This window comes from Kitasatospora sp. NPDC088783 (assembly GCF_044750705.1).
Lineage (GTDB): Bacteria > Actinomycetota > Actinomycetes > Streptomycetales > Streptomycetaceae > Kitasatospora > Kitasatospora fiedleri.
Genome location: NZ_JBIVKJ010000011.1, coordinates 207,005 through 229,840 on the forward strand (window position 1 = coordinate 207,005; position 22,836 = coordinate 229,840).

Here is a 22,836-nt window from a genome sequence, read left to right on the forward strand (position 1 = left end):
CGGCCCCGGCCGTCCACCACCGTCCGCCCGACAGGTGCTGCCGCCCCTCCCCAACCCCTACGATGCACGTCTGTGGCTGACGAGGAGTTGCGGGCGGCACGGGCGAAAGCCGGTGAACTCGCCGCAGAATTAAGCACGTTGCTGGGGGAACGCCCCTCGGTGACCTGGACCGGGGGCGGCGCGGTCCGAGTGGCCGTCCGCGTCCGCGGAACCGACGACCGCGAGTCGACCACGGCCGTCCTCGGCGTCCTCGCCAAGGGCGACCGCTTCGGACACCGCAGGACCCAGGGCCGGGAGTACCTCTGGCTCGAAGTGGGCGGCGTACCCACCAGGGACGACGACTGGTGACGGCCGGGCCGGCCACCGACCGGTGGCCGGCCCGGCCGTCACCACCCGGAAAAGCAAGAAGACCCCTGATCAACAGGGGTCTTCGCTGGTGTCCGAGGGGGGACTTGAACCCCCACGCCCGATAAAGGGCACTAGCACCTCAAGCTAGCGCGTCTGCCATTCCGCCACCCGGACCGGGTGTTCACCTCGGGGCTTCCTCGCGGCTGCCCCCTGGCGACAGAGAGAACACTACCAGGCCCGGGGAGTGCTTCTCACCTGCGTTTTAGGGTGCCGGGACGGCCGCCGCGCGGCGAACGGGGCGGAACCGGACAAGCCGGGCGGCGAGGCGGTGGTCCGGCGGGCGATTGCGCTGGTGGGCGGGGGCGCGGGCGATTTCGGACGGGCGTTCTGGCGGCAACAGTGGGCCCGTGGCGGGACGGGACCGGCCAGGACGGCGCAGAACGCGTACCGAATCGGTCGGGAACCTTCACGACACGCGTAGTTCCAGTCCCGGTGCGGGTCGCCGGGGAGTGCTCTCCTAGCCTCTGTGCACCAGGGAGCCTTGAGCGGAACGCCCGATTCCCGACAGCCGCCGCCGGTCGGACCCCGGCGCGGGAGCCTCCCGTCACCGCGTGAAGGGCGGCATGCAGTGGAACAGACGGACAAGGCGGTCCCCGACGCCGCGAGCTGGTGGCCGGGCCGCGCGCCCGGTCCCCGGCCCGCGCCGGGCCCGGAGACCGGGGTGTGGCGCTTCTCGGCGCTCTCCCACGAGGCGTCGGTGCCGCGCACCCGGCACGCGGTGCGCGACCGGCTGCTGGCCCAGGGGATGGCGGGGGAGCGCTACCAGGAGCTGGTGGACGACCTGCTGCTGATCGTCTCCGAGCTGGTCTCCAACGCCGTCACGCACGCGGCGGTGCTCTCGCCCGAGGTGGTGTGCGAGCTGGCCATCGGCGCGGACCGGGTGCGGATCTCGGTGGTCGACCGCCACCCGTACCGCCCCAAGGCGCAGGAGAACGACCCGGCCCGGCCGGGCGGGCGCGGGCTGCTGCTGGTCAAGAGCATCACCCTGCAGGCGGGCGGGGAGTGCGACGTGGAGCGCACCGAGGACGGCGGCAAGGTGATCTGGGCCAGCCTGCCGCTGCCCGCCGCCGGGGCGGGCCCGGAGGCCGACCCCGACGACGACGACAACTGAGACGACCACCGGACCGGACGGGACCGGACCGGGAGGGCCGGGAGGGCCGCTCCTACCAGTCGTGCCCGGCGATCTCCCGGATGCCCGGCAGCGCGGCCTCGAAGACCGTCTCGAACCACACCGAGAACGGCTTCTCGGCCCGCAGCTCGCGCAGCTCCGCCGCGGTCACGAACCGGGTGTCCTCGATCTCCTCCGGGTCCGGCTCCAGCTCGGCGGTGACCAGCCCGACGAACAGGTGGTTCCACTCCCGCTCGATCAGCCCGGACGCCTCGTCGGGCAGGTCGTAGCGGACGGTGCCCGCCTCGCAGAGCAGGGCCGGCGCGGCGCCCAGCTCCTCCGCGGTGCGGCGGGCGGCGGCGGTGAAGGGCTGCTCGCCCGGGTAGGGGTGGCCGCAGCAGGTGTTCGACCAGACGCCGGGGGAGTGGTACTTGCCGAGGGCCCGGCGCTGGAGCAGCAGCCGGCCCTGGCGGTCGAAGAGGAAGACCGAGAACGCCCGGTGCAGCCGGCCCGGCTGCTGGTGCGCCCAGAGCTTCTCGCCGGTCCCGATGGTCGCGCCGTCGTCGTCGACCAGTTCCAGCAGGATCTCGCCGGGCGCGGCCGAGGGCGGGGGGGCCAGTTCCGGCGAGAGGGGCTCGGTCGGGCTGACGGCAGGGCTCATGGGCACAATGCCCCTTTCGGCACGTGGACCGGGGCCGCCGCCCGGGCCGTGCGGTCCGCGGCTGCCCGCCCCGGTCCTTGGGGTCGGCTGCACGCGCGTCGGCCCGGACCGGCCGGTCCGGGCGACGGCGTCGGGGCCCAAGTCTGCCGCATGCCCCACCCGTCGCGGGCCCGCGACGCACACCCCGGGGCGGGAGGACGGGACCACCGGCAGAAGTGTTCGACCGGCGGTCCACCCCGGTCACCGGACGTTCACCGATCTCCCCCGAACGATCACCGGCGCCGTGCGGGCCCGCGTTCTGGCAGGTCGCCGAGGTCGCCTACCATCAGTGACACCGGGCGGCCCGCAGCGGCCGCCCGCTCGGCGCGCCGCAGCCGCGGCCGCACCAGGCCCGCACGGCACCGACCGATCCGGAACGACCGGTCCGGATCGGCGCCCGCGGCACCCGAGAGAACGTGGAGTCCCGCATGATCGGCCTCGTCCTGGCCGCCGGCGCCGGCCGCCGGCTCCGCCCCTACACCGACACCCTGCCCAAGGCGCTGGTGCCGGTGGACGGGGAGCGGACGGTGCTCGACCTGACGCTGGGGAACTTCGCCGAGGTCGGCCTGCGCGAGGCGGCGATCGTGGTGGGCTACCGCCAGGAGGCGGTCCGCGAGCGCCGGGAGGCGCTGGAGCGCAGGTACGGCGTCAAGCTCACCCTGGTCGAGAACGACAAGGCCGAGGAGTGGAACAACGCCTACTCGCTCTGGTGCGCCCGCGAGCTGTTCGCCGAGGGCCTGCTGCTGGCCAACGGCGACACCGTGCACCCGGCCTCGGTGCAGCGCACCATGCTGGACGGCAACGACCGCCGGATCAAGGAGGGCCGGGCCCCCGGCATCCTGCTCGCGCTGGACACCGTGAAGAAGCTCGCCGACGAGGAGATGAAGGTCGTCGTCGACCCCGAGCTGGGGGTGCGCCGGATCACCAAGCTGATGGACCCGCTGGACGCCACCGGCGAGTACATCGGCGTCACCGTGATCAACCCGTCCGCCGCCGACGCCCTGGCCGACGCGCTGAAGGCGGTCTACGAGCGCGACCCGCAGCTGTACTACGAGGACGGCTACCAGGAGATGGTCGACCGCGGCCTGACCGTCGACGTGCAGCCGATCGGCGAGGTCTCCTGGGTCGAGGTCGACAACCACGAGGACCTCGCCAAGGCCCGGGAGATCGCGTGCCGGTACTGACCCGCCTGGTGCCCTCGCCGGTCTTCGTGGAGATCCGCGCGGGCGCCCTGGACTCGCTCGGCGGCATCCTCGCCGACCAGCGGCTGTCGGCCGGCGGCCGGATCGCGGTGGCGATCAGCGGCGGCTCCGGCGAGCTGCTGCGCGAGCGCCTGGAGCCGGCGCTGCCCGGCGCCGACTGGTACCGGGTCGCCGACGGCACCCTGGACAGCGCGGTGCGGCTGACCGACGAGATCCGCCGCGGCCACTACGACGCGCTGGTCGGCCTCGGCGGCGGCAAGATCATCGACGTGGCGAAGTACGCCGCGGCGCGGGTCGGCCTGCCGGTGGTCGCGGTCGCCACCAACCTGGCCCACGACGGCCTGTGCTCCCCGGTCTCCACCCTGGACAACGACGCCGGGCGCGGCTCCTACGGGGTGCCCAGCCCGATCGGCATCATCGTCGACCTGGACGTGATCGCCAAGGCCCCGAAGCGGTTCGTGGCGGGCGGGATCGGCGACGCGGTCTCCAACATCTCCGCCTGCGCGGACTGGGAGCTCTCGCACGCGGTCACCGGCGAACCGGTCGACGGACTGGCCGTGGCGATGGCCCGTTCGGCCGGCGAGAACCTGCTCCGGCACCCGGGCACCCTGGAGGACCCGGACCTGCTGACGACGCTGGCGGAAGCCCTGGTACTGTCCGGCATCGCGATGAACATCGCGGGCAGCACCCGGCCCAGCTCGGGCGCCTGCCACGAGATCTCGCACGCCCTGGTCGAGCTGCACCCCAAGCGACCCGGCCAGCACGGCGAACAGGTCGGCCTCGGCGCGGCCTTCGCCTGCCACCTGCGGGGCGAGCGGGACCTGTCCGGACTGATCGTGGAGCGCCTGCGCTTCCACGGCCTGCCGGTGACCGCCGATCAGCTCGGCTTCACCGAGGCGGAGTTCACCGAAGCGGTGCACTACGCTCCGAACACCAGACCGGGGCGCTTCACCATCCTCGAACACCTCGACCTCTCCGTCACAGACATCAGGGACGCGTACGCCGACTATGTCCAAGCCGTCAACAGCTGAACGCCCGCCGGTCGACCTCACCCGGCGCCCGTCGATCGAGGAACTGCGGGCGGTGATCCACCCCGAGGGCATGCTGCAGCGCCGCAGCGCGGAGCACTGGGCGGGCCGCCTCTACATGCGGCGGATCTCGCTGCGGATCACCCGGGTCCTGTCGACCTTCACGGTGATCACGCCCAACGGCCTGACCTACCTGATGATGCTCACCGGCATCCTGGCCGGCGTCGCCCTGCTGGTCCCGGGCCTGACCGGCGCGGTCCTCGGCGCCCTGCTGATCCAGGTCTACCTGCTGCTGGACTGCGTGGACGGCGAGGTGGCCCGCTGGCGCCGGCAGACCTCGCTGACCGGCGTCTACCTGGACCGGGTCGGCCACTACATGTCCGAGGCCGCGCTGCTCACCGGCCTGGGCCTGCGGGCCGCCGACCTGTTCCACCGCGAGGGCGCGCACGCCGCCTGGCAGTGGGCCTTCCTGGGCACGCTGGCCGCGCTCGGCGCGATCCTGATCAAGTCCGAGACCGACCTGGTGGACGTGGCCCGGGCCCGCTCCGGCCTGACCGCCGTCGAGGACAGCGCCTCGGTGCCGCGCTCGACCGCGGTCGCCAGGGCCCGCCGGGCCGCCTCGCTGCTCAAGTTCCACCGCCTGGTCGGCGCGGTCGAGGCGTCGCTGTTCATCCTGGCCGCCGGCATCGCCGACGCGGTCCGCGGCGACCTGTTCTTCACCCGGCTCGCCGTCGTGGTGCTGGCCGCCATCGCGGTGCTCCAGACCGTCCTGCACCTGCTGTCCATCGTGCTCTCCAGCAGGCTGCGGTGAGCGACGACTTCCGCCTCGGCGCGGTCATCATCACGATGGGCAACCGGCCCGCCGAGCTGAACGCCCTGATCGAGTCGGTGCGCGCCCAGCAGGGCCCGCCGGTGGAGCTCGCGGTGGTCGGCAACGGCGCCCCGCTGCCGGTCCTGCCCGAGGGCGTGCGCAGCGTCGAGCTGCCCGAGAACCTCGGCATCCCGGGCGGCCGCAACGTCGGCATCGAGCTGTTCGGCCCGGACGGCCGGGACGTCGACGCGGTGCTCTTCCTGGACGACGACGGCCTGCTGCCGAACACCGACTCGGCGAAGCTGCTGCGCGAGGCGTTCACCGCCGACCCGGCGCTGGGCATCGTCTCGTTCCGGATCGCCGACCCGGAGACCGGCACCACCCAGCGCCGCCACGTGCCCCGGCTGCGGGCCAGCGACCCGATGCACGGCTCCCGGGTGACCACCTTCCTGGGCGGCGCCAGCGCGGTGCGCAGCGCGGTCTTCCCGCAGGCCGGCCAGCTGCCCGCGGAGTTCTTCTACGCCCACGAGGAGACCGACCTGGCCTGGCGGGCGCTGGACGCCGGCTGGTCGATCGACTACCGCCCGGACGTGGTCCTGCACCACCCGGCGACCTCCCCGGCCCGGCACGCCGCGTACTTCCACAACGTGGCCCGCAACCGGGTCTGGCTGGCCCGGCGGAACCTTCCGGCCCCGCTGGTGCCTCTCTACTTGGGAACCTGGTTCCTGCTGACCGTGCTCAGGCGTCCCTCCGGGGCGGCGCTGAAGGCGTGGCTCGGCGGGTTCCGGGCCGGTTGGAGCGAGCCCTGCGGCCCGCGCCGGCCGATGAAGTGGTCCACCGTCTGGCGCTTGACCAGGCTCGGCAGACCGCCAATCATCTGATCGCAACCGGTCGGTCCGCCTTCCCCCGGTCCGGCCGCGAGCGCACCAGAGCTCCCGTGGTACACCCCGGTCCCCCGCCCCGCCCCCCTCGGCGGGGGATTTCGACCCCTGAAGGACGAATGTGTCGACACTGAGTGACCCGGTCAACCTCTCCGCACCAAGGGGTTCCGACACGGGTCTGACCCCGAAGCAGCTCGCGGACAAGTACGGGTTGTCCGTCAGCGGCAAGCGGCCGAGCCTGTCCCAGTACGTCCGCCAGCTCTGGGCCCGCCGCGCCTTCATCAGCGCGTTCGCCACCGCCCGGCTGGTCGCGCAGTACACCACGGCGAAGCTCGGCCAGGTCTGGCAGGTGCTCACCCCGCTGCTGAACTGCGCGGTGTTCTACCTGGTCTTCGGCCTGATCATGAGCAACCGGGACACCGTCCCGAACTACATCGCCTGGCTCTGCATCGGCGTCTTCATCTTCCAGTTCTCGCAGAGCGCGATCCAGGCCGGCACCCGGTCGATCTCCGACAACCTGGGCCTGATCCGGGCGCTGCACTTCCCGCGCGCCAGCCTGCCGATCGCCTTCACCATCATCCAGCTCCAGCAGTTGCTGATCTCGATGGTGGTGCTGGTCGTCATCGTGCTGCTGAACGGCATCACCCCGGGCACGACCTGGCTGCTGATCATCCCGGCGCTGGTGCTCCAGTCGATGTTCAACACCGGTCTGGCCCTGGTGATGGCCCGGATCGGCTCCAAGACCTCCGACATCTCGCAGCTGATGCCGTTCCTGCTGCGCACCTGGATGTACGTCTCCGGCGTGATGTACAGCGTGTCGAGCTTCATCGAGAAGTGGCCGCCGTTCTGGCAGACGCTCTACTCGTGGAACCCGGCCGTGGTCTACATGGACCTGATCCGCTACGCCTTCATGCCCGAGAGCTTCGACAAGAAGCTCTACCCGGGCGGCTGGGACGCCCACGGCAACGCGCTGCCGAAGGCGCTGATCCTGCCCGACCACATCTGGATCATGGCCACCACCTGGGCGGTCGTCGCCTTCGCCGTCGGTTTCCTGTTCTTCTGGAAGGCAGAGGAGGAGTACGGCCGTGGCTGACGCAGCTCTCGACACCGTCAAGGAGGCCACCGCGGTGGACACCGACAAGGCCCGGGTCCCCACCGTGGTGGTGGACGACGTGCACATCGTCTACAAGGTGCACGGCGCCGGTTCCGGCAAGGGCAGCGCCACCTCGGCGCTGAGCCGGATCATCACCCGCAAGAAGTCGCCCTCGATCCGCGAGGTGCACGCGGTGCGCGGCATCAGCTTCACCGCGTACAAGGGCGAGGCGATCGGCCTGATCGGCTCGAACGGCTCCGGCAAGTCGACCATGCTGGCGGCCATCGCCGGCCTGCTGCCGACCGAGCGGGGGGCCATCTACACCAACGGCCAGCCCTCGCTGCTGGGCGTCAACGCGGCGCTGATGAACGACCTGACCGGCGAGCGCAACGTGGTGCTGGGCTGCCTGGCGATGGGCATGTCCCCGGCCCAGGTGCGCAAGCGCTACCAGAACATCGTCGACTTCTCGGGCATCAACGAGAAGGGCGACTTCATCTCGCTGCCGATGCGCACGTACTCCTCCGGCATGGGCGCCCGCCTGCGGTTCTCCATCGCGGCGGCGAAGACCCACGACGTGCTGCTGATCGACGAGGCCCTCGCCACCGGCGACCAGGGCTTCCAGCAGCGCTCCAAGGCCCGGATCAACGAGCTGCGCAAGGAGGCCGGCACGGTCTTCCTGGTCAGCCACGACAACAACGCGATCCGCGAGGTCTGCGAGCGCACCATCTGGATCGAGCACGGCGAGCTGATCATGGACGGGCACACCGACGAGGTGGTCCGCCGGTACGAGAAGGGCGAGCGCCCCTGAGCGGGGGCGGGTCGCACGGCGCAGGGCCGGTGCGCGGGGAGCGGATCCCCGGGCACCGGCCCTGCGCCGTGCGGCGGGTGAAGGCGCGGTGGCGGAAGCGTGTCCGTGGCGCGGTGGCGGTGCGGCCCGGTGTAGAACGGGGGAGTGACGGCAGTGTCGGATGCAACTAAGTCAGATAACCGGACAATGGCGGTGACGCTGGACAAGGCCGACCTGGAGAACTTCCCGGTCGCCCCCGGCTTCCTGCCCGCCGCCTGGCGCGGCGACCTGATGGCGGTCTACGGCTTCGCCCGCCTGGTCGACGACGCGGGGGACGGCGACCTCGCCGACCCGGCCGCCGTCGCCCGGCTGCTGGACGTGCCGGGCACGCCCGCGGACGAGGGCTTCCGGCTCGCCCTGCTCGACGGCCTGGAGCGCGACCTCGACCGCGCCTTCGCCACCGCCCTCGGCGGCGACCGGTCCCCGCACGGCACCGTCCTGGGCGCCGACCCGGCCGAGCCCCGGCACCCGCTGATGCGCCGGCTGGTCCCGCTGATCGAGCGGCACGCCGTCACCCCCGAGCCGTTCCGCCGGCTGATCGAGGCCAACCGGGTGGACCAGACCACCACCCGCTACCCCGGCTACGCGGACCTGCGCCACTACTGCACGCTCTCCGCCGACCCGGTCGGCCGCCTGGTGCTGGCGCTGGCCGGCCGGGCCACCCCGGAGCGGACCGAGCTGTCCGACGCGATCTGCACCGCGCTGCAGATCGTCGAGCACCTCCAGGACGTCGCCGAGGACCTCGACCGCGGCCGGATCTACCTCCCGCTGGAGGACCTGGCGGCCTTCGGCGTCACCGAGCGCGACCTCGCCGCCGACACCGCCTCCCGCGGCGTGCGCCAGCTGGTCGCCTGGGAGGCGAGCCGGGCCCGGACCCTGCTCGACCGCGGCGCGCCCCTGGTGGGTACGGTTCACGGGAGGCTCCGACTGCTGCTGGCGGGATTCACCGCCGGCGGGTACGCGGCCCTGGACGCCATCGAGGCGGTCGGGTTCGACGTGCTCGCGCACCGGGCGAAGCCCGACAAGCGCCGCCTGGCCGGCCGGGCGGCGGCACTCTTCGTGAAGGGAAGGTGAGCGCCCGCGTGGGGGCATCACCACTGGCGTCCGCGCCGGTCATGGCGGCGTACCGGTACTGCGAGGCGGTCACCGCCCTGCAGGCCCGCAACTTCAGCTACGGCATCCGGCTGCTGCCCGAGGCCAAGCGGCTGGCGATGTCGGCGCTGTACGCGCTGGCCCGCCGGGTCGACGACATCGGCGACGGCGAACTGCCCGACGGGCAGAAGGCCGAGGCACTGGCCCGCACCCGCGCCCTGCTGGACGAGGTCCGGGCGGGCGTCGTCGCCGAGGAGGACACCGACCCGATCAAGGTCGCGCTGGCCGACGCGGCCCGCCGCTTCCCGATCCCGCTCGACGGCTTCGACGAGCTGATCGACGGCGTCGAGATGGACCTCAAGGGCGTCGAGTACCGCACCTACGACGAGCTCAAGGTCTACTGCCGCTGCGTGGCCGGCTCGATCGGCCGCCTCTCGCTGGGCGTCTACGGCTGCGACGAGTGGGAGCGCGGCGCCGAGTACGCCGACACCCTGGGCCTGGCCCTGCAGCTCACCAACATCCTGCGCGACCTGCGCGAGGACGCCCTGAACGGCCGCACCTACCTGCCCACCGAGGACCTGGACCGGTTCGGCTGCCGGGCGGGCTTCGCCCCGGCCGCCCTCCCGGCCGACGCCGACTTCACCGGCCTGGTCGCCTTCGAGGCCGAACGCGCCCAGCGCGCCTTCGAGGAGGGCCTGCGGCTGCTGCCGATGCTCGACCGCCGCAGCCGCGCCGCCACCGCCGCGATGGCCGGCATCTACCACCGCCTGCTCGGCCGGATCGCCGCCGACCCGCACTCGGTGCTCCGCGGCCGGGTCTCGCTGCCCGGCTGGGAGAAGGCGTACGTGGCACTGTCCGGGCTCGCCGGAGGGCGTTCTTGATTCTCGCGCCAGTTCTGTCACGCTGTGTCAACAGGGAATCACGACGCATGCGCACGTTGTTGTGCCCACCGTCCACTGCCGTCCGGGAGGGCCGATGAGCACGCCGACAGCGCCGCGCGAGCGCACCGCCGTGGTGGTCGGCGGCGGCCTGGCCGGGATCACCGCCGCCCTCCGCCTGGCCGACGCGGGCGTGCGCACCACCCTGCTGGAGGCCCGGCCCCGGCTCGGCGGCCTGGCCTTCTCCTTCAAGCGCGGCGAACTGACCGTGGACAACGGCCAGCACGTCTACCTGCGCTGCTGCACCGCCTACCGCGGCCTGGTCGACCGGCTCGGCGCCGGCCGGCTGGTCGAGATCCAGCCCCGGCTGGACGTCCCGGTGCTCGCCCTCGCCCCCGACGGCACCCGCACCCTGGGCCGGCTGCGCCGCGCCGACCTGCCCGTCCCGCTGCACCTGGCCGGCAGCCTGGCCACCTACCGCCACCTGAGCCCGGCCGACCGGCTGCGGGTGGTGCGCGGCGCGCTCGCCCTGCAGAAGCTCGACCTCACCGACCCGGCGCTGGACGACGTCTCCTTCGGCGACTGGCTGCGCCGGCACGGCCAGACCCCGGCCACCGTGGCCGCCGTCTGGGACCTGGTCGGCGTGGCCACCCTGAACGCCACCGCCGACCGCACCTCGATGGCGCTGGCCGCGACGGTGTTCCAGACCGGCCTGCTCTCCGACCCCGGCGCCGCCGACATCGGCACCGCCGCCGTCCCGCTCGGCGAGATCCACCACGACCGGGCGCTGGCCGAGCTGGAGCGGGCCGGCGTCCGGGTGCTGCTGCGCACCCGGGCCGCCGAGCTGAAGGCCGCCGAACCGCACGCCGTCCGGCTGGAGGGCGGCGAACTGCTCACCGCGGACACCGTGGTACTGGCCGGCGCCCAGGACACCGCGGCCGCCCTGCTGCTGCCCGGCGCGATCCCCGACCAGCGGCGGCTGGCCGACTTCGGCACCGCCCCGATCCTCAACGTGCACGTGGTCTACGACCGGCCGCTGATCCGCCGCCCGTTCTTCGCGGCGCTCGGCTCCCCGGTGCAGTTCGTCTTCGACCGCACCCGGCACTCCGGCCTGGCCGTCCCCGGCGCCCAGTACCTGGCGCTCTCGCAGTCCGCCGCCGAGGACGAGATCGACCTGCCGGTCGCCGAGCTGCGCGCCCGCTACCTGCCGGAGCTGGAGCGGCTGCTGCCCGCGGCCCGCGGCGCCGGGGTGCTGGACTTCTTCGTCACCCGGGAGCGCACCGCCACCTTCGACCCGGCGCCCGGCACCGCCCGGCTGCGCCCCGGCGCGCGCACCGACCTGCCCGGCGTCCTGCTCGCCGGGTCCTGGACGGCCACCGGCTGGCCAGCCACCATGGAGGGCGCGGTGCGCAGCGGCCACGCCGCCGCCGACGCCGCCCTGTCCGGCCACGGCCGGCTCCCGGTAGACCGGGGGGACGGGCGGTGGCCCCGATGACGCCGAGCCCCCACTCCCCGACCACCGACACCACAACCGGACGGCCGCCCGCCGCGGCCGGGCGGACGCACCGAGAGGGAACGCACGTGGAGGCACGCACCGGCTCGACGGTCGAGGACACCCCGACCGTCCTGGACCTGCTGGCGCGCGGACGCACGCTCTGCACGCCGCCGATGCGCGCGGCCATCGCCCGTTTGGCGGCACCGATGGACACCGTCGCCGCCTACCACTTCGGCTGGATCGACCGGGACGGCCGGCCGGCCGCGGGCGACGGCGGCAAGGCCGTGCGCCCGGCGCTGGCCCTGCTGTCGGCCGAGGCGGTGGGCGCCGACGCGCGGGTGGGCGTACCGGGCGGCGTGTCGGTGGAGCTGGTGCACAACTTCTCGCTGCTCCATGATGATCTGATGGACGGTGACGAGACGCGCAGGCACCGGGCCACCGCCTGGACGGTGTTCGGCCCGGCCCAGGCCGTGCTGGCCGGCGACGCGCTGGCCACCCTCGGCACCGAGGTCCTGCTGGACGCCGCGGTGACCGGCGGGGCCGACCCGGCCGACGCCGCCCGCGCGGTCCGGCTGATCACCACCGCCACCCGGGGGCTGATCGACGGCCAGGCGCTGGACGTCTCGTTCGAGCAGCGCGACGTCGTGACGGTCGAGGAGTGCCTGGCCATGGAGGGCGGCAAGACCGGCGCCCTGCTGGCGGCCTCGGCCGCGATCGGCGCCGTGCTGGCCGGGGCCGACGACCGGGTCTCCGGCGCGCTCCAGCGGTACGGCCACCACCTGGGCCTGGCGTTCCAGGCGGTGGACGACCTGCTGGGCATCTGGGGCGCCACCGAAGTGACCGGCAAGCCGCACTGGAGCGACCTCCAGTCGCGCAAGAAGTCGCTGCCGGTGTGCGCCGCGCTGGCCGAGGGGGGCACCGCCTCCCGCGAGCTGGCCGCACAGCTGGCCGACCCGACCGGCCGCGGCGAGGAGAGCGAGCAGACGCTCGCCGCCCGCGCCGCGCTGATCGAGCAGGCCGGCGGACGGGCCTGGACCCAGGAAGAGGCCCGCCGCCAGTACGACACCGCCCTCGCCGCCCTCGGCGAGGTGTCGATGGCCGACGAGGTGCGCGAGCACTTCGTCGCACTCGCCGAATTCGTGGTGGTCAGAGAGAGGTGACGTAAGAGTGACAGCAACCGCGGGTGGAAGGCTCGGACCCCAAACCTCAGTTGCCTTAACACGATCTGACGATTCCTCACCCGCGGCGGCGCTCAGCCGTGCCACCGCACACCTGCTGTCACTCCAGCACGCCGACGGCTGGTGGAAGGGCGACCTGGAGACCAACGTCACCATGGACGCCGAAGACCTGCTGCTCAGGGAGTTCCTGGGCATCCGCACCGAGGAGCAGACCCGGGCCACCGCGGCCTGGATCCGCTCCCGCCAGCGGGAGGACGGCACCTGGGCCACCTTCCACGGCGGCCCGCCCGAACTCTCCACCACCGTCGAGGCGTACGTCGCCCTCCGGCTCGCCGGGGACGCGCCGGACGCCCCGCACATGCGGGCCGCCGCCGCCTTCGTCCGCGAGCGCGGCGGCATCGCCGCCAGCCGGGTGTTCACCCGGATCTGGCTCGCCCTGTTCGGCTGGTGGCCCTGGGAGAAGCTCCCCGAGCTGCCGCCCGAGGTGCTGTTCCTGCCCAGCTGGGCGCCGCTGAACATCTACTCCTTCGGCCAGTGGGCCCGGCAGACCATCGTCCCGCTCACCGTGGTCTCCGCGCACCGCCCGGTCCGCCCCGCCCCGTTCGACCTCACCGAGCTGCACACCGACCCGGCGAACCCGTACCCCGAGCGCCCGCTGGCCCCGCCGCACACCTGGGACGGCCTGTTCCAGCGGCTCGACCAGCTGATGCACCGCTACCACCGGCACGCCATCAAGCCGGTGCGCCGCCTGGCGCTGCGGCAGGCCGCCGCCTGGATCATCGAGCGGCAGGAGGCCGACGGCTGCTGGGGCGGCATCCAGCCGCCCGCCGTCTACTCGCTGATCGCCCTGCGACTGCTCGGCTACCGGCTCGACCACCCGGTGATGAAGGCCGGACTCGCCGCCTTCGACTCCTTCACCGTCCACACCGAGGACGGCAAGCGCTGGCTGGAGGCCTGCCAGTCCCCGGTCTGGGACACCTGCCTGGCCGCCATCGCGCTGCGCGACGCCGGACTGCCCGGCGACCACCCCGCGCTGGTCCGGGCCGGCGGCTGGATGCTCGACGAGGAGATCACCACCCGCGGCGACTGGGCCGTCAAGCGCCCCCGGCTGGCCCCCGGCGGCTGGGCCTTCGAGTTCGAGAACGACACCTACCCGGACGTGGACGACACCGCCGAGGTGGTCCTCGCGCTGCGCCGGATCGACCACCCCGACGCCGCCCGGCTGGACGGCGCCGTCGAGCGGGCCGTCCGCTGGAACCTCGGCATGCAGTCCAAGGACGGCGCCTGGGGGGCCTTCGACGCCGACAACACCAGCAAGCTCCCCAACAAGCTCCCGTTCTGCGACTTCGGCGAGGTCATCGACCCGCCCTCGGCGGACGTCACCGCGCACGTGGTGGAGATGCTCGCCGAGACCGGCCGCGCCCGGGACCCGCGCACCCGGCGCGGCGTCGCCTGGCTGCTGCGCCACCAGGAGGCGGACGGCTCCTGGTTCGGCCGCTGGGGCACCAACTACATCTACGGCACCGGCTCGGTGGTGCCCGCGCTGATCGCCGCCGGGATCACCCCCGGCCACCCCGCCGTCCGGCGCGCCGTCGCCTGGCTGACCGACCGGCAGAACCCGGACGGGGGCTGGGGCGAGGACATGCGCTCCTACGAGGACCCGGCCACCTGGGCCGGCCGCGGCGAGTCCACCGCCTCGCAGACCGCCTGGGCGCTGATGGCGCTGCTCGCGGCCGGCGAGCGCGACTCCGAGCCGGTCGCCCGCGGCGTCGCCTGGCTCACCGCCACCCAGCGCGGCGACGGGACGTGGGACGAACCACAGTTCACCGGCACCGGCTTCCCCTGGGACTTCTCCATCAACTACCACCTGTACCGGCTGGTCTTCCCGGTCACCGCGCTCGGCCGCTACGTGCACGACGCCCCGCTCGGCCGAGCGGGTGAACGATGAGCGAACGGAGTGAGCCCATCATCGAAGGGACCGCGGGCGCGGAGCGCCCGCCCGACGAGACCGGGGCGGACGCGTGAGCGCCCCGCTGCTGGTGCTGTGCGCGCTCGGGCCCGAAGCCTGGGCGCTGCGCGGCGGTGACTGGTCCGGCGCGGTCGGCGGCCCCCCGGTGCTGGCCCGCACCGGCATGGGCCGCCGGACCGCCGGGCGACGGGCCGCCGCCCTGCTCGACGCCGGCGGCTACGGCGCGCTGCTGGTCGCCGGGTTCGGCGCCGCGCTCGGGCCCGGGGTGCGCCCCGGCGAGGTGATCGTCGCCGACCGGGTCACCGACGCCGAGGGCGGCGACCACCCGCTGGCCTCCGCGCCCGCGCTGGCCACCGCCCTGGAGGAGGCCGGCCTGCGGGTCCACCTCGGCACCCACCGCACCGCCGACCACGTGGTGCGCGGCGCCGAACGGGCCCGGCTGCACCGCGAGGGCGCGCTCGCCGTCGACATGGAGGCCGCCGCCGTACTGGCCGCCCGGGCCGCGCACGCCCCCGACCTGCCCGCGGCCGTGCTGCGGGTGGTGGTCGACACCCCCGAGCGGGAACTGATCCGCCCCGGCACCCTGCCCGCCGGGGTGCGGGCCTGGCGGACCCTGCGCGCCGCCGTCCCCGCCCTCACCGCGTGGCACCGGCAGGCCGTTGCCGCGCCCGCCCAGCCGACGAACCCACAGCCCTCGACGCTCCCCCAGGAGGCGAGCTAAGCCATGGCCATGCCGCTGCGCCAGACCGTCCGCGTGTCCACCTACCTCATGCAGCAGAAGATCAGGGGCCGGAAGAAGTTCCCGCTCATCGTCGAGCTGGAGCCGCTGTTCGCCTGCAACCTCAAGTGCGAGGGCTGCGGGAAGATCCAGCACCCCGCGGGCGTCCTCAAGCAGCGGATGCCGGTCGCCCAGGCGGTCGGCGCGGTCCTGGAGTGCGGGGCCCCGATGGTCTCCATCGCCGGCGGCGAGCCGCTGATGCACCCCCAGATCGACGAGATCGTCCGCCAGCTGGTGGCCCGCCGCAAGTACGTCTTCCTGTGCACCAACGCCCTGCTGCTGCGCAAGAAGCTCGAGAAGTTCACCCCTTCGCCGTACTTCACCTTCGCCGTCCACATCGACGGCCTGGAGGAGCGGCACGACGCCTCGGTGGCCAAGGAGGGGACGTTCGCGGAGGCGGTCGAGGCGATCAAGGAGGCCAAGCGGCGGGGCTTCCGGGTCACCACCAACTCGACCTTCTTCAACACCGACACCGCGCAGACCGTGGTCGAGGTGCTGGACTTCCTCAACGACGACCTCAAGGTCGACGAGATGATGATCTCCCCGGCCTACGCCTACGAGAAGGCCCCCGACCAGGAGCACTTCCTCGGCGTCGAGCAGACCCGCGAGCTGTTCCGCAAGGCGTTCGCCGGCGGCAACCGGCGGCGCTGGCGGCTCAACCACAGCCCGCTCTTCCTGGACTTCCTGGAGGGCAAGGTCGACTTCGAGTGCACCGCCTGGGGCATCCCCAACTACTCGCTGTTCGGCTGGCAGCGCCCCTGCTACCTGATGTCGGACGGCTACGTCCCCACCTACCGCGAACTGATCGAGAAGACCGACTGGGACAAGTACGGCCGCGGCCGCGACCCGCGCTGCGACAACTGCATGGCCCACTGCGGCTACGAGCCGACCGCGGTGCTCGCCACCATGGGCTCGCTCAAGGAGTCGATCCGCGCCGCCCGCGAGACGCTCGCCTCGCCCAAGGCGGTCTGACCGGCCGTCAGCCGGCCGCCCGCGCCCGCGCGGGCGGCCCACGCCGACAGGCGACCGCGACCGCCGGGCCGCAGGCTGGACACCGACAGTCCACGCACACCGAACCAGCCGTGAGGGGTACGCCATGCCACTGCTGAGCCGGATCACCGGGCCCGCCGACCTCCGACGCCTGCACCCCGAGCAGCTGCCGCTGCTCGCCGACGAGATCCGCGACTTCCTGATCGACGCCGTCACCCGCACCGGCGGCCACCTCGGCCCCAACCTCGGCGTGGTCGAGCTCAGCATCGCCCTGCACCGGGTCTTCGACTCCCCGCACGACCGCGTGCTGTGGGACACCGGCCACCAGGCGTACGTCCACAAGCTGCTCACCGGCCGGCAGGACTTCGGCCGGCTGCGCGCCAAGGACGGCCTGTCCGGCTACCCCTCGCGGGCCGAGTCCGAGCACGACCTGATCGAGAACTCGCACGCCTCCACCGCGCTCGGCTACGCCGACGGCATCGCCAAGGCCAACCAGCTGCTCGGCGTCGACCGCTGCACCGTCGCGGTGATCGGCGACGGCGCGCTCACCGGCGGCATGGCCTGGGAGGCGCTCAACAACATCGCCGAGGCCCAGGACCGCCCGCTGGTCATCGTCGTCAACGACAACGAGCGCTCCTACGCGCCGACCATCGGCGGCCTGGCCCACCACCTCGCCACCCTGCGCACCACCCGCGGCTACGAGCGCTTCCTCGCCTGGGGCAAGGATGCCCTCCAGCGCACCCCGGTGGTCGGACCGCCGCTGTTCGACGCGCTGCACGGCGCCAAGAAGGGCTTCAAGGACGCCTTCGCGCCGCAGGGCATGTTCGAGGACCTCGGCCTCAAGTACCTCGGCCCGATCGACGGCCACGACATCGCCGCCGTCGAGCAGGCGCTGCGCCAGGCCCGGCACTTCGGCGGGCCGGTCATCGTGCACTGCCTGACCGTCAAGGGCCGCGGCTACCGGCCCGCCGAGCAGGACGAGGCCGACCGCTTCCACGCGGTGGGCCCGATCGACCCGTACACCTGCCTGCCGGTCTCCCCGTCCGCCGGCGCCTCCTGGACGTCCGTGTTCGGGCAGGAGATGCTCGCGCTCGGCGCCGAGCGGCCCGACATCGTGGCGATCACCGCCGCGATGCTGCACCCGGTCGGGCTCGGCCCGTTCGCCGCGGCCCACCCCGGGCGCACCTACGACGTCGGGATCGCCGAGCAGCACGCGGTGGCCTCCGCCGCGGGCCTGGCCACCGGCGGGCTGCACCCGGTCGTCGCGGTCTACGCGACCTTCCTGAACCGGGCCTTCGACCAGGTCCTGATGGACGTCGCGCTGCACCGGCTGGGCGTCACCTTCGTGCTCGACCGGGCCGGGGTCACCGGCAACGACGGGGCCTCGCACAACGGCATGTGGGACATGTCGATCCTCCAGGTCGTCCCCGGGCTGCGGCTGGCCGCCCCGCGCGACGCCGACCGGCTGCGCGAACAGCTCCGCGAGGCCGTCGCCGTCGAGGACGCCCCCACCGTGGTGCGCTTCCCCAAGGGCGACCTCGGGCCCGCGATCCCGGCGGTCGAACGGATCGGCGGCGTCGACGTGCTGGCCCGCACCGGGCCCAGCCCCGACGTGCTGCTGGTCGCCGTCGGCCCGATGGCCGCCGCCTGCCTGGACGCCGCCGCGCTGCTGGCCGCCGACGGGATCACCGCCACCGTGGTCGACCCGCGCTGGGTCAAGCCGGTCGACCCCGCCCTCGTCGCGCTGGCCGCCGCGCACCGGATGGTGGTCACCGTCGAGGACAACGGCCGGGCCGGCGGCGTCGGCGCGGCCGTCGCCCAGGCCATGCGGGACGCCGAGGTCGACACCCCGCTGCGCGACCTGGGCGTCCCGCAGGAGTTCCTGGCGCACGCCTCGCGCGGTGAGATCCTCGAGGAGATCGGGCTCACCGGCACCGGCGTCGCCGCCCAGACCGCCGCCTACGCCCGCCGCCTGCTGCCCGGCACGCGGAGCGGCGCCCAGGAGTACCGGCCCAGGGTGCCGCGCAAGTGACCGATTGGAGCGAACCAGCGTGACCCAGGCCGAACCGCTCGACCTCGCCGCCCTGCTCGACGCCCGGGGCGGCGAGCGCTACGAGCTGCACGCCCGCTACCTCAACCCGCAGCTGCCCCGGATGCTGCACACCATCGGCTTCGACCGGTACTACGAACGCGCCAAAGGCCCGTACTTCTACGACGCCGAGGGCAACGAGTACCTCGACATGCTCGCCGGGTTCGGCATCTTCGCGCTCGGCCGGCACCACCCCGCCGTCCGGTCCGCGATCGAGCAGGTGATGGAGCTGGAGACGGCCGACCTGACCCGCTTCGACTGCTCCCCGCTGCCCGGCCTGCTCGCCGAGCAGCTGATCGCCCACGCGCCCGGCCTGGACCGGGTGTTCTTCGGCAACAGCGGCACCGAGGCGGTCGAGACGGCGCTCAAGTTCGCCCGGTACGCCACCGGGAAGCGCCGCGTCCTGTACTGCGACCACGCCTTCCACGGCCTGACCGCCGGCTCGCTGTCCGTCAACGGCGAGGGCGGCTTCCGCAAGGGCTTCGACCCGCTGCTGCCCGACACCCCGATCCCGCTCGGCGACCTGGCCGCGCTGACGAAGGAGCTCAGGAAGGGCGACGTCGCGGCGCTGATCGTCGAGCCGATCCAGGGCAAGGGCGTGCTCGCCCCGCCGCCCGGCTGGCTGGCCGCCGCCCAGGCGCTGCTGCACGAGCACAAGGCGCTGCTGATCTGCGACGAGGTGCAGACCGGCGTCGGCCGCACCGGCACCTTCTTCGCCTACCAGGCCGAGGAGGGCGTCCACCCCGACCTGGTGTGCGCCGCCAAGGCGCTCTCCGGCGGGTACGTGCCGATCGGGGCGACGCTCGGCAAGTCGTGGATCTTCGAGAAGGTGTACTCCTCGATGGACCGGGTGCTGGTCCACTCCGCCAGCTTCGGCTCCAACGCCCAGGCGATGGCGGCCGGCCTGGCCACCCTGCACGTGATGCGGCAGGAGGGCGTGGTGGAGAACGCCGCGAAGGTCGGCGAGCTGTTTCGGACCAGGCTGGCGGCGCTGACCGAGCGGTACGAGCTGCTCGCCGAGGTGCGCGGGCGCGGACTGATGATCGGCATCGAGTTCGGCCGCCCCAAGTCGCTCAAGCTACGCACCGGCTGGACGGCGCTGCAGGCCGCCCGCAAGGGCCTGTTCGCACAGATGGTGGTCGTCCCGCTGCTCCAGCGGCACCGGATCCTCACCCAGGTCTCCGGCGACCACCTGGAGGTGATCAAGCTGATCCCGCCGCTGATCGTCACCGAGAAGGAGGTCGACCGCTTCGTCGACGCCTTCACCGAGGTGATGGACGACGCCCACCGCGGCAGCGGCCTGATGTGGGACTTCGGGCGGACCCTGGTCAAGCAGGCGGTCGGCTCGCGCTGACCGGGCCCCCGGCGCCGACCTGACGGCGCCAGGGGTTCACAGCTCGGTGCGGCGGCGGCGCACCACGACCCACAGGTCCGCCGCCGCCACCAGGGTCAGCACCCCGCAGCCCACCGCGAACACCACCAGCGTCCCGCTGCTGGGCGCGCCGTGCGGGGAGGCCAGCGCGGCCCACACCGCGAACCCGGCCGTGCACAGCGCGAAGAACGGCACGAACAGCACCGACAGCAGGAACCGCAGCTTCAGGTCACTGCGCGCGGTGACCGGCTCGCTCCCGCTCCGCCACACCTTCGGCGTCCTGGCCCGCCGCATACGCAACCGCCTCCCTCGTACCCTTCCAGGGTAGGACCCCTCGCGGGGCACCACCCTTTCGGGAACGGGGAGGCGGGACGATGGACGACCGGCTGGAGGACTACCCGGGGCTGCCGGTGGAACCGGCCCGGGCGCTGGCCGCCGAGCGCGGCTGGCGCACCGTGCGGGTGCTGGCGCCGGAGGCGCTGCTGACCATGGAGTACCGCTCGGACCGGCTCAACCTGACGGTGTGCGACGGCGTGGTGGAGCGCGCCTGGGCGGGCTGAGCGGAGGACGGCAGCGGGTGCGGCGGCCACGCCGGGCGGGCCGCCGCCGCCGGGCGGGGCCGGGGCGCGGCGGCCGGGCGGGCGAAGCGGCCCTCCCGGTGCCAGGCGGCCAGCACCCGCCGGTCCAGCGCGGCGACGGCCGGCTCGGCCAGCGGCAGCGAGAGCAGCACCAGTGCGCCCGCCGCCCAGCCCGCGAACACGTCCGAGATCCAGTGGGTGCCCAGGTAGACGGTGGTCAGCCCGATCGAGGCCGCGGTGAGCCCGGCCAGCACGGTGCCGGTGCGCCGCCAGCGGGTGGCCAGGTAGGCCAGCACGCCCCAGGTGACCACGGCGTTCGCGGTGTGGCCCGAGGGGAAGATGCTGCCGCCGGAGAACAGCTCGGGCGAGCCCACGTAGTGCGCGTAGTGCGGGCCCAGCCGGCCGGTCAGGATCTTCACTCCGCCGACCGTGACGTTCAGCAGCAGCAGCGCCATCCCCATCACCAGCAGCGGCCGGGCGGAGTGCGAGCGGTAGCAGCGCCAGCCCAGCCACAGGCAGGCCGCGATCGCGGTCGGGCCGCGCTGTCCGGCGATCACCCAGATGTCGAGGTACGGCAGTGCCCCGGGCCACTGCCGGTACGGCCGCAGCTGCTGGAGGGACCAGTCCAGGTCGACCAGCGGGGAGTCGTACAGGATGGCCAGGACCACCACCAGGTAGAGCACCCCGACCAGGCCGAAGAGCAGGGCGTGCCGCCGACTGATCGACGGGAGCGCGGAATCGGTCGTTCCGGTGAGGGAACCGTGTCCGGATCGGACCGGAACCGTGCGCGGTGCGGTCGATATCGGTTGCTCGGGGGATTCGGGCTTGGCTGGCACGGCCTCGACATTACCGGTCGGCCCGGAGAGACCCGGGCTATTCGGCCGATCTGTCACCCGGCGGTGACGTGTCGTCCCTGGTTTCTCCATAGCGGCAGTTCAACCCCCGGGGCCGCGGCGGGGGAAAGGGGCGGAGGGTGGGGGAAATCACGCTCCCCGGCGCTCCGGAGCGCCGCATTCCGGCAGTTTCTCCAATAGGCCGGAGGGTAGTGCGGGAACGAATGAGGCGGCCGATTTCCCGTGACCCAGGTCACTTCCGGGTCGCTTCCGGGAAATCGGCCGCCGATTCGAACGGGCGGCGCCGGGCTCAGGGCAGCAGCCGCTCGACGGCCGCCGCGCCCTGCTCCTCCAGCTGCTTCTTGGCCTTCGCGAGCAGCTCCGGGGTGGGGGTGCGCCCCGAGGCCATCACCAGGTCCTCGGGGTCGACCGGGTGCTCGGCCCCGGTGTGCAGCAGGTTGTCGGGCGTCGGCATGGACTCGCTGTCCGTGGAATCGGTCATCAAGATCCTCCGTGGGTGGAGCGCCGGAGGGACCGGCCCGGCCCCTCCGGCGGGGCGCGCCCGCCGCCGGGCCGGCGGCGGGAGGTCTGCCATCGAGTCTGGACCCGGGCCCCGGACGGCGCACCACGAACGCGCCGCGGGCGTGTCGCGCGCCGCCCGTCCGACTAGTCGAGCGGGCCGCCCGCGACGTAGATGACCTGGCCGGAGACGAAGCCGGCGCCCTCGGAGGCCAGGAAGGAGATGGTGTGCGCGATGTCGTCCGGCACGCCGACCCGCTGGACCGGGATGGCGGAGGCGGCGGCCTGCTTGAACGCCTCGAACTCCATGCCGACCCGGGCCGCGGTGGCCGCGGTCATGTCGGTGGCGATGAAGCCGGGGGCGACCGCGTTGGCGGTGATGCCGAACTTGCCGAGCTCGATCGCCAGGGTCTTGGTGAAGCCCTGGAGGCCGGCCTTGGCGGCCGAGTAGTTGGCCTGGCCGCGGTTGCCCTGGGCGGAGGAGGAGGAGAGGTTGACGATCCGGCCGAAACCGGCCGCCACCATGTGCTTCTGCACCGCGCGGGTCATCAGGAAGGCGCCCTTGAGGTGGACGTTCATCACGGTGTCCCAGTCCGACTCGGACATCTTGAACAGCAGGTTGTCGCGGAGCACGCCCGCGTTGTTCACCAGCACCACCGGGGTGCCCAGCTCGGCGGCGATCCGGTCCACCGCGGCCTGCACCTGCTCCGCGTCCGAGACGTCCGCGCCGACGGCCAGCGCGCGGCCGCCCGCGGCCTCGATCGCCTCGACGGTGTCCTTGGCGGCGTCCTCCGCCAGGTCGACCACGGCGACGGCGTAACCGTCCGCTGCCAGTCGGAGCGCGGTGGCCGCTCCGATCCCACGGGCCGCACCCGTCACGACGGCCACCCGCACCGGAGCGTCGGCGGTCACGGACGTGCTCTGCTCGGTCATCTTCGTACTCGTCTCTCTCGAAGTCGGACGACGGGACCGGCGCGGGCCGGTGAC

General features: G+C 73.5%; 22 protein-coding genes and 1 tRNA gene. 17 read left to right on the forward strand and 6 right to left on the reverse strand.

Translation table 11 applies throughout. The features are described from left to right. Nucleotides 1–72 precede the first annotated feature (72 nt). A complete protein-coding gene (locus tag ACIP60_RS27835) occupies nucleotides 73–348 on the forward strand; it encodes a hypothetical protein (protein ID WP_100835531.1) in 276 nt (91 codons plus the stop codon). 86 nt (nucleotides 349–434) lie between these two features. On the opposite strand, the gene ACIP60_RS27840 is transcribed toward ACIP60_RS27835, so the two are convergent. After that, nucleotides 435–522 (reverse strand) — tRNA-Leu (locus tag ACIP60_RS27840). Between the two features lie 454 nt (nucleotides 523–976). On the opposite strand from ACIP60_RS27840, the gene ACIP60_RS27845 reads away from it, so the two are divergent. Continuing rightward, a complete protein-coding gene (locus ACIP60_RS27845) occupies nucleotides 977–1,519 on the forward strand; it encodes an ATP-binding protein (RefSeq protein ID WP_400689101.1) in 543 nt (180 codons plus the stop codon). Between the two features lie 52 nt (nucleotides 1,520–1,571). Here the strand turns inward: ACIP60_RS27845 and idi are convergent, their stop codons facing one another. After that, nucleotides 1,572–2,183 (reverse strand): isopentenyl-diphosphate Delta-isomerase, encoded by a 612-nt coding sequence (gene idi, locus ACIP60_RS27850; protein ID WP_400689104.1) that lies wholly within the window; start codon nucleotides 2,181–2,183, stop codon nucleotides 1,572–1,574. A gap of 461 nt (nucleotides 2,184–2,644) precedes the next feature. On the opposite strand from idi, the gene ACIP60_RS27855 reads away from it, so the two are divergent. The 15 genes from ACIP60_RS27855 (at nucleotide 2,645) to ACIP60_RS27925 (ending at nucleotide 19,901) form a co-directional block, all read left to right on the forward strand. Continuing rightward, entirely contained in the window at nucleotides 2,645–3,400 is a 756-nt protein-coding gene (locus tag ACIP60_RS27855; protein ID WP_400689107.1) for a sugar phosphate nucleotidyltransferase, read from the forward strand. After that, nucleotides 3,388–4,449, forward strand: a complete 1,062-nt coding sequence (locus ACIP60_RS27860) for an iron-containing alcohol dehydrogenase family protein (protein WP_100835528.1) — start codon at nucleotides 3,388–3,390, stop codon at nucleotides 4,447–4,449. The genes ACIP60_RS27855 and ACIP60_RS27860 overlap by 13 nt, the downstream gene beginning before the upstream one ends. 70 nt (nucleotides 4,450–4,519) lie before the next feature. Further along, nucleotides 4,520–5,257: a CDP-alcohol phosphatidyltransferase family protein gene (locus ACIP60_RS27865; RefSeq protein ID WP_400689281.1), complete on the forward strand. Its 738-nt coding sequence runs from the start codon at nucleotides 4,520–4,522 to the stop codon at nucleotides 5,255–5,257. Between the two features lie 35 nt (nucleotides 5,258–5,292). Continuing rightward, nucleotides 5,293–6,138: a glycosyltransferase gene (locus ACIP60_RS27870; protein WP_100838383.1), complete on the forward strand. Its 846-nt coding sequence runs from the start codon at nucleotides 5,293–5,295 to the stop codon at nucleotides 6,136–6,138. A gap of 121 nt (nucleotides 6,139–6,259) precedes the next feature. Beyond that, nucleotides 6,260–7,231 carry an ABC transporter permease gene (locus tag ACIP60_RS27875; protein ID WP_400689111.1) on the forward strand — a complete coding sequence of 324 codons (972 nt, stop codon included), beginning with the start codon at nucleotides 6,260–6,262 and terminating at the stop codon, nucleotides 7,229–7,231. Further along, a complete protein-coding gene (locus ACIP60_RS27880; RefSeq protein ID WP_100835525.1) occupies nucleotides 7,224–8,039 on the forward strand; it encodes an ABC transporter ATP-binding protein in 816 nt (271 codons plus the stop codon). Before ACIP60_RS27875 ends, ACIP60_RS27880 begins: the two co-directional genes overlap by 8 nt. Before the next feature lie 186 nt (nucleotides 8,040–8,225). Next, nucleotides 8,226–9,152 (forward strand): squalene synthase HpnC, encoded by a 927-nt coding sequence (gene hpnC / locus ACIP60_RS27885; RefSeq protein ID WP_400689115.1) that lies wholly within the window; start codon nucleotides 8,226–8,228, stop codon nucleotides 9,150–9,152. 41 nt (nucleotides 9,153–9,193) lie between these two features. Beyond that, complete coding sequence (gene hpnD / locus ACIP60_RS27890) at nucleotides 9,194–10,051, forward strand: presqualene diphosphate synthase HpnD (RefSeq protein WP_400689285.1); 858 nt, start codon at nucleotides 9,194–9,196, stop codon at nucleotides 10,049–10,051. 94 nt (nucleotides 10,052–10,145) lie between these two features. Continuing rightward, the gene (gene hpnE, locus ACIP60_RS27895) at nucleotides 10,146–11,543 is read left to right on the forward strand and encodes a hydroxysqualene dehydroxylase HpnE (protein ID WP_400689118.1); all 1,398 of its coding nucleotides are present in this window, start codon (nucleotides 10,146–10,148) and stop codon (nucleotides 11,541–11,543) included. A gap of 86 nt (nucleotides 11,544–11,629) precedes the next feature. After that, nucleotides 11,630–12,703 carry a polyprenyl synthetase family protein gene (locus ACIP60_RS27900; RefSeq protein ID WP_400689121.1) on the forward strand — a complete coding sequence of 358 codons (1,074 nt, stop codon included), beginning with the start codon at nucleotides 11,630–11,632 and terminating at the stop codon, nucleotides 12,701–12,703. Nucleotides 12,704–12,710: 7 nt separating this feature from the next. Then, complete coding sequence (gene shc / locus ACIP60_RS27905) at nucleotides 12,711–14,669, forward strand: squalene--hopene cyclase (protein ID WP_400689124.1); 1,959 nt, start codon at nucleotides 12,711–12,713, stop codon at nucleotides 14,667–14,669. A gap of 73 nt (nucleotides 14,670–14,742) precedes the next feature. Then, nucleotides 14,743–15,411, forward strand: coding sequence for a 1-hydroxy-2-methyl-2-butenyl 4-diphosphate reductase (locus tag ACIP60_RS27910; protein WP_400689127.1), 669 nt, complete (start codon nucleotides 14,743–14,745; stop codon nucleotides 15,409–15,411). A gap of 3 nt (nucleotides 15,412–15,414) precedes the next feature. Beyond that, nucleotides 15,415–16,440: an adenosyl-hopene transferase HpnH gene (gene hpnH / locus ACIP60_RS27915; RefSeq protein WP_100835518.1), complete on the forward strand. Its 1,026-nt coding sequence runs from the start codon at nucleotides 15,415–15,417 to the stop codon at nucleotides 16,438–16,440. A gap of 124 nt (nucleotides 16,441–16,564) precedes the next feature. Next, a complete protein-coding gene (gene dxs / locus ACIP60_RS27920) occupies nucleotides 16,565–18,490 on the forward strand; it encodes a 1-deoxy-D-xylulose-5-phosphate synthase (RefSeq protein ID WP_400689132.1) in 1,926 nt (641 codons plus the stop codon). 19 nt (nucleotides 18,491–18,509) lie between these two features. Further along, nucleotides 18,510–19,901, forward strand: a complete 1,392-nt coding sequence (locus ACIP60_RS27925; protein ID WP_400689135.1) for an aspartate aminotransferase family protein — start codon at nucleotides 18,510–18,512, stop codon at nucleotides 19,899–19,901. Nucleotides 19,902–19,937: 36 nt separating this feature from the next. On the opposite strand, the gene ACIP60_RS27930 is transcribed toward ACIP60_RS27925, so the two are convergent. From ACIP60_RS27930 to fabG, 4 genes are all read right to left on the reverse strand, one after another. After that, the gene (locus ACIP60_RS27930) at nucleotides 19,938–20,189 is read right to left on the reverse strand and encodes a DUF6343 family protein (protein WP_282205242.1); all 252 of its coding nucleotides are present in this window, start codon (nucleotides 20,187–20,189) and stop codon (nucleotides 19,938–19,940) included. Between the two features lie 124 nt (nucleotides 20,190–20,313). Beyond that, nucleotides 20,314–21,333, reverse strand: a complete 1,020-nt coding sequence (locus ACIP60_RS27935; RefSeq protein ID WP_400689137.1) for a phosphatase PAP2 family protein — start codon at nucleotides 21,331–21,333, stop codon at nucleotides 20,314–20,316. A 307-nt stretch (nucleotides 21,334–21,640) separates the two neighbouring features. Continuing rightward, complete coding sequence (locus ACIP60_RS27940; RefSeq protein ID WP_100835514.1) at nucleotides 21,641–21,832, reverse strand: hypothetical protein; 192 nt, start codon at nucleotides 21,830–21,832, stop codon at nucleotides 21,641–21,643. A gap of 164 nt (nucleotides 21,833–21,996) precedes the next feature. Next, on the reverse strand, nucleotides 21,997–22,782 hold the full coding sequence (gene fabG, locus ACIP60_RS27945; protein WP_400689141.1) for a 3-oxoacyl-ACP reductase FabG: 786 nt from the start codon (nucleotides 22,780–22,782) through the stop codon (nucleotides 21,997–21,999). Nucleotides 22,783–22,836: the final 54 nt, after the last annotated feature.